11 protein-coding genes are annotated in these 11,916 nt (G+C 70.5%); 8 read left to right on the top strand and 3 right to left on the bottom strand.

The genetic code is table 11. The annotated features are described in order from the left end of the window. Nucleotides 1-65 precede the first annotated feature (65 nt). Both FGD71_RS03675 and FGD71_RS03670 read right to left on the bottom strand, forming a co-directional pair. Nucleotides 66-1,334 (bottom strand): cytochrome P450, encoded by a 1,269-nt coding sequence (locus FGD71_RS03675; RefSeq protein ID WP_119098916.1) that lies wholly within the window; start codon nucleotides 1,332-1,334, stop codon nucleotides 66-68. Between the two features lie 28 nt (nucleotides 1,335-1,362). Beyond that, entirely contained in the window at nucleotides 1,363-2,730 is a 1,368-nt protein-coding gene (locus FGD71_RS03670; protein ID WP_119098915.1) for a glutamine synthetase family protein, read from the bottom strand. A 348-nt stretch (nucleotides 2,731-3,078) separates the two neighbouring features. Here FGD71_RS03670 and FGD71_RS03665 point away from each other — a divergent pair, with 348 nt between their 5' ends. The 8 genes from FGD71_RS03665 (at nucleotide 3,079) to FGD71_RS03630 (ending at nucleotide 11,106) form a co-directional block, all read left to right on the top strand. After that, nucleotides 3,079-3,267 (top strand): ferredoxin, encoded by a 189-nt coding sequence (locus FGD71_RS03665; RefSeq protein ID WP_119098914.1) that lies wholly within the window; start codon nucleotides 3,079-3,081, stop codon nucleotides 3,265-3,267. Nucleotide 3,268: 1 nt separating this feature from the next. Continuing rightward, nucleotides 3,269-4,480: an NAD(P)/FAD-dependent oxidoreductase gene (locus FGD71_RS03660; RefSeq protein ID WP_181359112.1), complete on the top strand. Its 1,212-nt coding sequence runs from the start codon at nucleotides 3,269-3,271 to the stop codon at nucleotides 4,478-4,480. A 12-nt stretch (nucleotides 4,481-4,492) separates the two neighbouring features. Next, nucleotides 4,493-5,305: an acetoacetate decarboxylase family protein gene (locus FGD71_RS03655; protein WP_119098913.1), complete on the top strand. Its 813-nt coding sequence runs from the start codon at nucleotides 4,493-4,495 to the stop codon at nucleotides 5,303-5,305. A gap of 123 nt (nucleotides 5,306-5,428) precedes the next feature. After that, a complete protein-coding gene (locus tag FGD71_RS03650; RefSeq protein ID WP_119098912.1) occupies nucleotides 5,429-6,889 on the top strand; it encodes an aldehyde dehydrogenase in 1,461 nt (486 codons plus the stop codon). Then, nucleotides 6,882-7,811, top strand: a complete 930-nt coding sequence (locus FGD71_RS03645; protein ID WP_119098911.1) for a 3,4-dihydroxyphenylacetate 2,3-dioxygenase — start codon at nucleotides 6,882-6,884, stop codon at nucleotides 7,809-7,811. Before FGD71_RS03650 ends, FGD71_RS03645 begins: the two co-directional genes overlap by 8 nt. Continuing rightward, the gene (locus tag FGD71_RS03640; protein ID WP_119098910.1) at nucleotides 7,804-8,652 is read left to right on the top strand and encodes a fumarylacetoacetate hydrolase family protein; all 849 of its coding nucleotides are present in this window, start codon (nucleotides 7,804-7,806) and stop codon (nucleotides 8,650-8,652) included. The genes FGD71_RS03645 and FGD71_RS03640 overlap by 8 nt, the downstream gene beginning before the upstream one ends. Before the next feature lie 76 nt (nucleotides 8,653-8,728). Further along, the gene (locus tag FGD71_RS03635; protein WP_119098909.1) at nucleotides 8,729-9,418 is read left to right on the top strand and encodes a TetR/AcrR family transcriptional regulator; all 690 of its coding nucleotides are present in this window, start codon (nucleotides 8,729-8,731) and stop codon (nucleotides 9,416-9,418) included. 230 nt (nucleotides 9,419-9,648) lie between these two features. Continuing rightward, nucleotides 9,649-11,106, top strand: a complete 1,458-nt coding sequence (locus tag FGD71_RS03630) for an APC family permease (RefSeq protein ID WP_119098908.1) — start codon at nucleotides 9,649-9,651, stop codon at nucleotides 11,104-11,106. Nucleotides 11,107-11,178: 72 nt separating this feature from the next. Here the strand turns inward: FGD71_RS03630 and FGD71_RS03625 are convergent, their stop codons facing one another. Then, complete coding sequence (locus FGD71_RS03625) at nucleotides 11,179-11,889, bottom strand: type 1 glutamine amidotransferase (protein WP_119098941.1); 711 nt, start codon at nucleotides 11,887-11,889, stop codon at nucleotides 11,179-11,181. Nucleotides 11,890-11,916 lie beyond the last annotated feature (27 nt).

The following is an 11,916-nucleotide window of genomic DNA, read 5'->3' as shown; positions in this document are numbered from 1 at the left end:
CGCCTACCACGGTAGGGGCTGGGCCGCCACGGCGCCCATCGGCCGTACGTGAGTGACTGCGCCCGTCAGGCCGGCGTGACCTCGACCGGGAGCTTCTTGATGCCGTTGACGAAGTTGGAGCGGACGCGGGGGACGTCGCCGGCGAGGCGGATGTCCGCGAGGCGCGGGATCAGCTCCTCGAACATGATGCGGATCTCGGTGCGGGCGAGCAGGTTGCCCAGGCACAGGTGGGGGCTGCCCTTGCCGAAGGTGACGTGGTCGTTGTGCTCGCGGCTGACGTCGAAGTCGTAGGGGTTGCCGAAGACCTTCTCGTCGCGGTTGCCGGAGGCGTACCACATGACGACCTTGTCGCCTTCCTTGATCCGCTTGCCGCCGAGTTCGACCTCGCGGGTCGCTGTGCGGCGGAAGTGATAGACGGGGGAGGCCCAGCGCAGGAACTCCTCGACCGCGGTCGGGATGAGGGAGGGGTCGGCCTGCAGCCTGGCCAGCTGCTCGGGGTGCTGGATGAGCGCGAGCATGGAGTGGGAGATGGTGTGCCGGGTCGTCTCGTTGCCGGCCACCACCAGTAGCAGGAAGTAGTTGTCGAAGTCCTGCTCGGACAGCGGGATTCCGTCGCGCGGCGTCTGGTTGACGAGCCGGGAAACCAGGTCGGTGCCGTCGCCGCCGCGCCGCTGCCGGGCCAGCTCCCGCCCGTACTCGAAGACCTCGAGCGAGGCGGGGGAGCGGAACGGCAGGTCGCGGTACTTCTCGCTCTCCTCGCTGTGCAGCAGTACGTCGGCGTAGTCGGGGTCGGTGTTGCCGATGATCCGGTTGCCCCAGTCGATGAGCTGCTGGTTGTCCCCCGGCGGTACGTCGAGCAGGCGGGCCAGGACGTTGATGGGGAAGTCGGCGGAGACCTCGGCGACGAAGTCGAAGGTGCCCTTGGCGAGCGCGGCGTCCAGGGTGGTGGCGGTGAGTCCGCGCAGGAAGTCGGCGTACTGGTTGATGACGCCCTGGCCGAACTGACGCTGCAGCAGGCTGCGCAACGCGCGGTGACGCACTCCGTCCAGCTCCAGGATGGAGGCCCGCTTCTTGATCTGGTCCTCGTCGACTTCTTCGAGGTTGACGAACTTCGTCGAGGTGAAGGTCTCGGCGTCGCGGTCGACGGTGGCGATGTCCGCGTGCCGGGTGACGGCCCAGAAGCCGGAGTTGGGGGCCTCTTCGGGCTGCCAGTGGACCGGGTCCTCATGGCGGAGGGTGTGGAACATCCGCCACGGGGTGACGCCGTCGAGGAACTTGTCGTTGTCGGCGAGGTCGACCTCGGCGAGCGGCATGGGCTCGAAGGGGTTCGTCATGAAGTGCTCCTGAAGGCGGGACGGATCATCAGAGGTGGGAGGAGTACTCCGCGAACTCCCAGTCGGTGACATGGCGGTTGAAGCGGGCGACCTCGTCGCGCTTGTAGGTGAGGAAGGACTCGGCGAAGTCCTTGCCGAGGGCCGCGGTGAGGGCTTCGTCGGCCTCCAGGGCGTCGAGCGCGGCGGACAGCGTCGTCGGCAGCATCCGGGACTTCTCGGTGTCGTAGCCGTAGCCCTCCAGCGGGGCCGGCGGCTCCTTGCCCTCCCGTACGCCGATCAGTACGGCGGCACAGAGAGCGGCGATGGCCAGGTAGGGGTTGGCACTGGCGTCGCCGAGGCGTACTTCGAGGCGGGCGCCGGAGCCGCGCTCGGGCGGGACACGGACCATGGCGCTGCGGTTGTCCAGGCCCCAGTCGATCAGCCAGGGGGCGAGGGTGTCCGGGCCGAACCGCTTGTACGAGTTGACGGTCGGGTTGAGCAGCGCGGCCAGGGCCGGGGCGTGCGCGAGGATGCCGGCGATGGCGTGGCGGCCGGTGTCCGACAGCCCGAAGGCACCGGCCGGGTCGTCGAAGACGTTGCGGCCCGCGTCGCCCTCGGTGGACTCGCCGGAGAAGTGCAGGTGGAAGCCCGAGCCGCCCGCGTCATTGAACGGCTTGGCCATGAAGGTGGCCAACTTGCCTTCCTTGCGGGCGAGTTCCTTGACGGCCGCCTTGAGGAGGAAGGCGCGGTCGGCCGCGTCCATGGCGTGCGAGTGGGCCAGGTTGATCTCGAACTGTCCGGCGTCGAACTCGTGGTTCCCGGTGACCACGCGGATCCCGAGATCACGCAGGTGCCGCAGCGTACGCAGCAGATGGTTGTCCGCGTCGGCGCGCAGCCCGGCGGTGTAGACGACACCGGCTTCGGCCTGCGCGTAGCGGCGCCAGCCGCCGGGCGATCCGGGGTCCTGATCGAGCAGGAAGTACTCCAGTTCGGGGCCGACGACGGGCCGCAGACCCGCCTCCGTACACCGGGCGAGCACGGAGCGCAGCAGGTCGCGCGGCGACTCGGGGGAGGGGGAACCGGTGGCGGGGTCGAGGGTGTCGCCCAGGCACCAGGCGACGCCGGGTTCCCACGGCAGGGCGTGCAGGGTGCCGAGATCGGGGCGTACGCAGATGTCGGGCAGCCCGGCCTCCAGACCGCCGGTGACCGGGACGACGCCGCCCCGGGGAGTGGTGTGGTAGACGGCCCGGCAGAAGGCGAGCCCGTGGTCGCAGGCGGCGGGCAGATGGTCCAGCAGGACGTCACGGGCGCGGTCGGTGCCGATGAGATCCGGGTATGTCACCCGGACCACGTCGATGCCGTCGGCGGCGAGCCGCTCCATATGGGGGCGGACGTCCGGAGTGTCTTGAGCGCTCACCGATGTCTCCTCGGCGGATGGGAACGGGGCGTGGTGGCCGACGGTCCGGGGGCCCGCCGGGCTGACGGTCTGCCGGACTACGGGGCTGCCGGGCGCGTGGCCCGGTGCAAGTCGTTTGATAGCAAACGGTATGGACGGCCCCGCCCACTCGCAAGAGGTGCGGGCCAAAAATTTATCCATACGGATAGCTATTGACCAGGGGCCGGCTGCTTCCTATGTTGTTTGAAGCCAAACGAGTAGGGGGTTCGGTTCCGCGGACCCCTTTGGCCCCGGGGCCCGGCCGCGCGCCGGGCCCTCTCTTCCCACCATCCCTCGCTCCGACGTACTTCACCTCCAGGAGGACCGGCCATGAAGGTCGTCGTCGACATGAACAAGTGCCAGGACCACGGCCAGTGTGTCTTCGCGGCCCCGGACGTCTTCCAGCTGGAAGACAACGGGCGGCTGGCCTACGTCAGCGACCCGGACGACGCGCTGCGCGACGAGGTCGAGGAGGCCGCGGACGTCTGTCCCCTGCAGGCCATCCGGGTCGAGGCCTGACATGACCACCGGACGCATCGTCGTCGCCGGCGCCTCCATGGGAGGCCTGCGCGCCGCCGAACAACTCCGCGCGGCCGGCTGGACCGGAACGATCACGGTCGTCGGGGACGAGCCCCACATGCCCTACAACCGACCCCCGCTGTCCAAGGAAGTGCTGGCCGGGAAGGCGCCCTTCGAGTCCCTGGCCTTCACCCCGAGGGCGAGCGCCGCCGATGTGGAGTGGCGGCTCGGTACCTCCGTCACCGCCGCCCGGCTGACCGAGCGTGTCGTCGTGCTCGACGGTGGCGAGGAGCTGCCCTTCGACGGCCTGGTGGTCGCGACGGGGATGCGCCCCCGGCGACTGCGCTGCGCGGGCCCCTCGGCCGGCCGTCACACGGTACGCACCCTCAGTGACGCCGAGGCCCTGCGGGCCGAGCTGACCCGGCCGGGCGCGCGGGTCGTCGTCATCGGCGCCGGATTCATCGGCTGCGAGGTGGCCGCCACGGCGGTCGGTCTCGGCGTCGACGACGTCACCGTGGTCGACCCGCTGCCGCTGCCGATGGTCGGGCCGCTCGGCGAACTGCTGGCCGGTGCGCTGCGCAGGCGGCACGAGGAGCGCGGCGTACGCTTCGCGCTCGGCACGGGCGTGGCCGGTTTCGAGGGCGAGGACCGTGTCACCGGTGTCGTCCTCGGCGACGGTACGGTCCTTCCGGCCGACGTGGTCGTGGAGTCCGTCGGCTCGGTCGCCAACACCGAGTGGCTGGAAGGCAACGGCCTCGACCTGTCCGACGGGGTGCTGACCGACGCGCTGCTCCGGGTGGGCGGATGGCCGTACGTCGTCGCGGTCGGCGACGTCGCCCGCTTCCCCAACGCCCGCTACGACGGCGTCCCCCGCCGGGTCGAGCACTGGTCCATCCCCACCGACACCGCCAAGCACGCGGCCAGGGTTCTCGTCGCCCATCTGGGCGGCGACCACGCCGACCTGGCCCCCTTCGCGCCGCTGCCCACCTTCTGGAGCGACCAGCACGACTTCCGGCTGCAGTCCTTCGGTGCGCCCGGGCTCGGCCTCGACGACGTCCGCGTCCTGGACGGCGACCCGGAGGGTGACGTCCTCGTCGGCTACCACCGCGAAGACCGTCTGACCGGCGTCGTCGCCCTCGGCGGCCAGTCCGCCGCCATGGGCGCCGCCCGCTACCGCGCACAGCTGCTCAAGCAGCCCGCCCTCATCGCGTAAGGAACCCACCTCATGGCCAGCGTCCGTGGTTACCTCCACCCCAAGACGGCGTCCGGCGACTCGTCGCTGATCCCCTCGCCGCCCTGGCTCTACTCCGGCGACCTGCTCACCGTCGAGTACCGCACCGATCCGGCCCGTGTACGCGAACTCCTCCCCGAACCACTGGAGTTGGCGGACGAGGACCCGGGCGCGGTCGCGCTGATCTGGGCCGACTGGCAGTCCTGCTCGGCCGCGGGGGAGGAACTGCTGGACCCGGTGCTCTCCCAGTACAAGGAGGCGTTCGCCGTCGTCCGCTGCCGGTACGAGGGTCGGACGTACTCGCGCTGCGTCTACATCTGGGTCGACAAGGACTTCGCGATCGCGCGTGGACTGCACCAGGGCTACCCGAAGAAGCTCGGCTCGATCCACCAGACGCGACCCCATCCGTACGGGCCCGCTCCGCGGATTTCGGCGGGGGCGCGGTTCGGGGCGACGTTGGCCGCGGCGGATCGGCGTCTCGCCCAGGCGGTGGTGACGCTGCGGGAGCCGTCGGAGAGTGGTGGCTTCGTGAACGGCCATCCGATGGCGCACCACCGCTGGCTGCCGTCCATCGAGAAGGGCAAGGGGCTGGCGTTGGACGAGCTCATCGAGTCCGGTGCGGCGTCCTTCGAGGGCGGCCGGCCGTGGGTGGGGGAGGCCGAGCTGGAGTTGTTCGAGGCGCCCACGGAGGAGCTTGCCCGGCTGGAGGTTCGGGAGCCGATCGCCGCGTACTACCGGCAGGTGGGGGTGGTTTGGGACGGCGGGCGGCTGCTCGAATCAGGTACCTCGGGAGCGTCTGCCGAGTGAGGCATGTGGCCTGCTGCGAACCATGCGTGTCTGGTCGCGCGCCGCGGCGGAGCCGCACATCGACACAGCCCCGCGCCCCTGAACGGGCGCAATCCCACCCTTCGTTGATACGGAGCCCTTCTCATGCCTGACAACACCACCGTCGGCGGTGTTTCCGTCGACACCCGGCACTGGATCGGTGGCGAACGTGTCGCCTCCGTCGAGACCTTCGCCGACTCCTCGCCGATCGACGGAAGTGTCCTCGGTGAGATCTCGCGCGGCACTCCCAAGGAGGTCGCCGCCGCTGTCGCCGCCGCGAAGGCCGCGTTCCCCGCCTGGGCCGGCACCGCCCGCGCCGAGCGCGCCCGCGTCCTGCACGCCATCGCGGACGGCGTCGAGAAGCGTCTCGAAGAGCTCGCGACCGTGGAGACCCATGACAACGGTGCGCTGCTGCGGTCGCACCGTCGGGGTGTGATGCCCCGTGTCGCGCACAACTTCCGGTTCTTCGCGGACTGGCTGGTGAAGCTGGACCACGAGGACTTCGAGACGCGCGGGCACACCAACCACGTCAGCTGGGATCCGGCGGGTCCGTCCGTGCTGATCACGCCGTGGAACGCCCCGTTGATGCTGGCGACCTGGAAGGTCGCCCCGGCCCTGGCGGCCGGGAACACCGTGATCCTCAAGCCGGCCGAGTGGTCGCCGCTGACCGCCTCGCTGCTCGCGGACATCGCCGCGGAGGCGGGGCTTCCGGCGGGGGTCCTCAATGTCGTCCAGGGGTACGGGGCCGAGATCGGTGACGCCCTGACCTCACATCCGGACGTACGCCGGATCAGCTTCACCGGGTCGGTGCCCACCGCGCAGCGGATCGCCGCGTCGGCGGCCGCCAACCTGACCCCGCTCAGCCTTGAACTCGGCGGTAAATCACCGCTGTTGGTCTTCGCGGACGCGGACCTCGACCTCGCCGTCGACCTGGCGGTGGAGCAGTACGACAACGCCGGGCAGGTCTGCCTGGCCGCGACCCGCATCCTCGTCGAGGAGGCGGTCGCCCACGAGTTCACGCGCCGCTTCGTGGAGAAGGCCTCGCGGCTCCAGCAGGGCGACCCGCGGGACGAGGCCACCGACATCGGGCCCAACATCCATCCCCGCCAGCTGGAGAAGATCGACGGCTTCGTGCGGCGGGCGGTCGAGGCCGGGGCGCGCGCTGTCATCGGCGGGCACCGCAAGGAGGGGCAGTACTACGCGCCGACCCTGCTCACCGATGTCGCCGAGGACTCGGAGATCGTGCAGGAGGAGGTCTTCGGACCGGTCCTGACCCTGCAGACCTTCGCCGACGAGGGGGAGGCGATCCGTCTCGCCAACGACACCCGCTTCGGGCTGGCCGCCACCGTCGCCACGGGCGATCCGGAGCGCGCCGAGCGGGTCACCGCGCAGCTCGTCGCGGGCACGGTGTGGGTCAACTGCTTCTTCGTACGCGACCTCCAGGCGCCCTTCGGCGGCTCCCGCCACTCCGGAGTCGGGCGCGAGGGCGGCACATGGAGCTTCGATTTCTACTGCGACGTGAAGAACACCGTGACCGCTCCGAAGGGATGGGCCGACCATGGGTGAAATCGTCGGGGCGGGGCTCCTCGCCCACGTCCCCACCATCGTGCTGCCGGAGGCCGACCGGCTGGAGCTCAACGAGGGCAAGGAGATCACCCTCGTCACCGGGCTGCACGAGCTGCGCCGGGAGGTCTTCGAGCGCGATGCCGCAGGCGACTACGACACCGTCGTCGTGCTGGACTCCCACTGGGCCACGACCGTCGAGTTCGTTGTCACCGCGCAAGCGCGGCGCGCGGGACTGTTCACCTCCGAGGAACTGCCGCGCGGCATGTGCCGGATGCCGTACGACTTCCCCGGCGATCCCGAACTCGCCTACAACATCCAGAAGTTCGCCGACAAACACGGCACGTGGATCACCGCGATCGACGACGAGTACCTGCCGATCTATTACGCCACCATCAACCTCTGGAAGTTCCTCGGCGAGGGCCTGCCCGACAAGCGGTGGGTGACCATCGGGGTCTGCCAGACCGGCGACATGGAGGACCACCTCAGAATCGGGCGGGCGCTGGCCGACGGCATCGCCGCCACACCCGGCCGCCGGGTCCTGCTGATCGCCTCCGGTGCTCTCTCGCACACCTTCTGGCCGCTGCGCGAGATCCGCGACCACGAGGCCAGCGACCTCAGCCACATCTTCACTCCTCAGGCCCGCGCGGCCGACGAACAACGCATCGCCTGGTTCAAGGAGGGCCGCCACGACAAGGTCCTCGACACGATGGACGAGTTCTGGAAGTACAAGCCCGAGGCCAAGTTCTTCCACTACCTCATGATGGCCGGCGCCCTCGGCGAACGGGCCTGCACCGCCGGGGCCCGCCAGTACGGCGAGTACGAGAACTCCGTCGGCACCGGCCAGGTCCACCTCTGGTTCGACCGCCCCGCCGGCGGCTGGACCGCACCTCGCACCCCCGCACAGGAGCCCACCCATGCCTGAGTACCGCCGCATCCTCCTGGACGGCGCCGCCGTCCAGGTCACCGTCGAAGGGCACGAGCTCGTCGCCGGGGACGGCCGCCGCGTCAAGACCGACGAGGCACACCATCTGCCACCGGTCCTCCCGTCCAAGGTGATCGCCGTTCACCTCAACCACCGCAGCCGCGTCGACGAGTTCCAGATCGGACTGCCCGGCACACCCACCTACTTCCACAAGCCGACCTCGGCCCTCAACTCCCACAAGGGAGCCGTCGTCCGCCCCGAGGGCTGCAAGTGGCTCAACTACGAGGGCGAGGTCGCCATCGTCATCGGCAAGGCCGCGCGCAACATCTCGCAGGCCGAGGCGGGGGAGTACATCGCGGGCTACACCATCGCCAACGACTACGGCCTGCACGACTTCCGCGACACCGACGCCGGCTCCATGCTCCGGGTCAAGGGCTCCGACACCCTCTGCCCGCTCGGCCCCGGCCTGGTCACCGACTGGGACTTCCGCGGCAAGCACCTGCGGACGTACGTCAACGGCGAGGTGGTGCAGGACGGTTCGACCGACGAGATGGAGTGGGACATGCACTACCTCGTCGCCGACATCGCCCGCACCATCACCCTCTACCCCGGCGACGTCCTGCTCTCCGGCACCCCGGCCAACTCGCGCCCCGTCCAGCCGGGCGACGTCGTCGAGGTCGAGGTCGAGGGCCTGGGCCGGCTCACCAACCACATCGTCACCGGCCCCACCCCGATCCGTACCGATGTCGGCGCCCAGCCCACCGAGTCCGAGGAGGTCCTGTCGACCGCCCTCGGCGGCGACTGGGAGTTCCGCGGTATCCGCCCGCCGAAGCGCGGCTGACGCAGAGCACGCCGGGCATCTTCCGCATGCTCGCACGGACGGCCGGAGCCCGAAACCGCCGGGTAGGGTCCCTCACGTGACCGAATCCGCCGACGACACGACCGAGGGCAAGGGCACCGGCAGGCGCGGCCGGCCGCGCAAGCGGGTGCACTACGGAGCGGGACGTGAGGCCCTGCTGAGCGCCGCCGTGCGCGTGGTGGCCCGGGCCGGTCTGCGCAAGCTCACCTATCGCGCCGTGGCGGAGGAGGCCGGGGTCACCCACGGCCTGGTCGTGCACCACTTCGGCTCCCGCGACGCGCTCATCGAGGAGGCGCTGACCCACGCGGTGCGCACCAGCCTGAGTACCAGCGCGGTGGAGCCGGGTACCGGCAAGGTCGCGGACTTCTCGGCCGGGCTGTCCGAGATGGTCACCGCGGACCCGGACATACAGGCGTTCCAGTACGAACTGATGCTCGAGTCCCGCCGCAGGCCGGAGTTGCTGCCACAACTGCGCGCGCTGTACGACGAGTACTTCGACGCCACCCAGCGCGAGTTGACCCGCATGCTGCCGGGTGGTGCGAGCCCGGCGCTCATGCGGCTCGTCTTCGCCGCCCTGGACGGCCTCGTCCTGCACCAGCTCGTGCTCGGCGAACCGCAGGTCACCGACGCCGCCCTGGAGGAGCTGCGGTCTCTGCTGCGGTTGCTCGCCGCCGACGGGGACGTCGCCGACGGGGACGTCGCCGACGGGGACGCCGAGCCGGACGGGGACGCCGAGCCGGCCGGCTGACCCGCGCATGACGAGGCCCTGGATCCGATACGGAGTCCAGGGCCTCCGCCATGTTCCCGCACGGGGCCACACGGTTCCGCTCGGTTTTCTCCCGGGTCCCGCTCGGCCGCGAGGGCGCCGCAGGAATCCGGGAGCACCCCCTTGCCAAACGGATAGTTCCAGCCCACTATGAGGCAACTCGTTTGGCCTGAAATGAAATCCCTCTCCCCTTTCCCCGGCAGGTGATCCGAGTGGACAGTCACACGGTCGTGAGACAGCAGGCCGCGCATGACGCGCCCACCGCAGGCAAGCTCAAGCCCAACGCCCTCGGCGTCCTGGGCATCCTCTTCTTCGTCCTCTCCGCGCAGGCCCCGCTGACCGGCATAGCCGGAGCCGTCCCCATCTCCGTCGGCATCGGCAACGGAGCGGGTGTCCCCGCCGCGTACGCCGCGGCCGGTTTGGTGATCCTGCTCTTCTCCGTCGGCTTCGTCGCCATGGGCCGCCATGTCGTGGACGCCGGCGCCTTCTACACGTACATCGGCAAGGGCCTGGGCCGGACCACCGGCACCGGCAGCGCGGGTGTGGCCCTCTTCGCCTACTGCACGATCCAGGCGGCCATGTACGGCCTGTACGGATCCCTGGTGAGCGGGCTCGTCGCGCACCACGCCGGACTGGATGTGCCCTGGTGGGTCTGGGCGGTGGCCACCATGGTGGTCGTCCAGGTCCTCGGCGCCGTCGGCATCGAGATGGGGGCCAAGGTCCTCGCGGTCTTCGTCCTCGCGGAGTTCAGCATCCTGCTCGTCTTCGCCCTGGTCACGCTGTTCAAGGGCGGCGGGCCCGAGGGGCTCGGCCTCGCCCAGAGCTTCTCGCCGAAGGCCGCCCTGCAGGGGGCGCCCGGTGTGGCGCTGATGTTCGCCGTGGCGTCGATGTTCGGCTTCGAGGCCACCGCGATCTACGGCGAGGAGGCGCGGGAGCCACGCAGGACGGTCCCCCGGGCCACCTATCTGTCGGTCGCCGTCGTCACCGGCTTCTTCGCCTTCGTCTCCTGGATGCTGATCTCCTCCTACGGTGCGTCACAAGCCACCGCGGCCGCCGGGAAGGCCCTGGAAAGCGGCGACGCGACGGCGTTCGTCTTCGCGCCGGTCGCCGACCAGTTCGGGAGCTGGGTCAACGACGTCCTGCCGATCCTGCTCGCCACCTCGCTCTTCGCGGGCATCCTCGCCTTCCACAACTCCGCCAACCGCTACCTGTTCTCGCTCAGCCGCGAGGGGCTGCTGCCCCGCAGGGTCTCCACGCTCAACAAGCGGCACTCTCCCTGGGTCGCCGGGGGCGTGCAGACGGCGATCGCGGCGGTGCTGGTCGTGCCGTTCGCGCTGCTGGGCAAGGACCCCGTACTGACCCTGTTCTCCTGGTTCAGCGGGGTGGCCGTCCTCGGGATCATGCTCATGTACTTCCTGACGTCGGTCTCGGTGATCGTCTACTTCCGCCGCACGCGCCTCGACACCCGGCCGTGGAACACCCTGATCGCCCCGGCCCTGGGCGCACTGGGCATCGCGGGCGCCATCTGGCTGATCCTCGCCAACTTCACCACGCTCATCGGCGGCGACTCGGGCACCGCGACCTGGCTCGCGCTCAGCGTCCCGGTGATCCTGCTGCTGGGCGCCGTGACGGCACGGGTGGTGCGCGGCGGGGCCTCGGCGGCCACCTGATCCCCGCGCCGGCAGCGGCCCGCGTCCAGGCGGTCGGGTCCGCCATGTCAGGCGATCGTGTCCGCCTCGGTCTCAGGCGGTCGTGTTCGCCACCTGCTCCAGGAAGCCGTCGACCAGCAGACGGGTGTTGGCGCGTGCGTCGGCTTCCATGGCGCGGCTGTGCGCGAGCAGTGCGTGCGGGTCGACCCCGTGCCGTACGCACTGCTCCGCGCCGCCGAGGCCGAGCCAGCCGCGCACCATCGCCGTGGTGATCTCCGGGTGGAACTGCACGCCCAGGCTGCGCCCCACCCTGAAGGCCTGCGTGCACACCGCGTTGCGGGCCAACTCCACCGCGCCGGGCGGCAGGACGCACCGGTCGTAGTGCCACTGGAACCACGGCCCCGGCGGTACGAGGGCCGGGAGGTCGGTCTCGATCTCGGTCCAGCCGATCTCGGGGCGGGGGGCCGCCTCCACCGAGCCGCCGAGGGCGGTGGTGAGCGCCTGGGCTCCGAAGCACACGCCGAGGACGGGAACGCCGAGGTGGTGGGCCTTGCGCAGCAGGGCGAGCTCGCCGTCGATCCAGCTGCCGACGGCCGCGTGGTCGTAGACCGACCAGGGGGCGCCGAGGGACACGATGAGGTCCCAGTCAGCGGCGTCGGGGAAGTCGAACGGCACGTCCGGCGCGTGGTGGCGCGGCTCGGGCACGACCGTCACGGTTGTGAGCCGGTATCCGTGCTCGGCGAGCCGGTCTCCGACCAGCCCGGGCTCCGTGACGTGCTCGTGCCGGACGATGAGTGCTCGCACGGTGTGCGCCCCTTTCGATTGATCGTA

This window comes from Streptomyces sporangiiformans (assembly GCF_005768555.2).
Lineage (GTDB): Bacteria > Actinomycetota > Actinomycetes > Streptomycetales > Streptomycetaceae > Streptomyces > Streptomyces sporangiiformans.
This window is presented reverse-complemented; position numbering and strand designations above follow the sequence as displayed.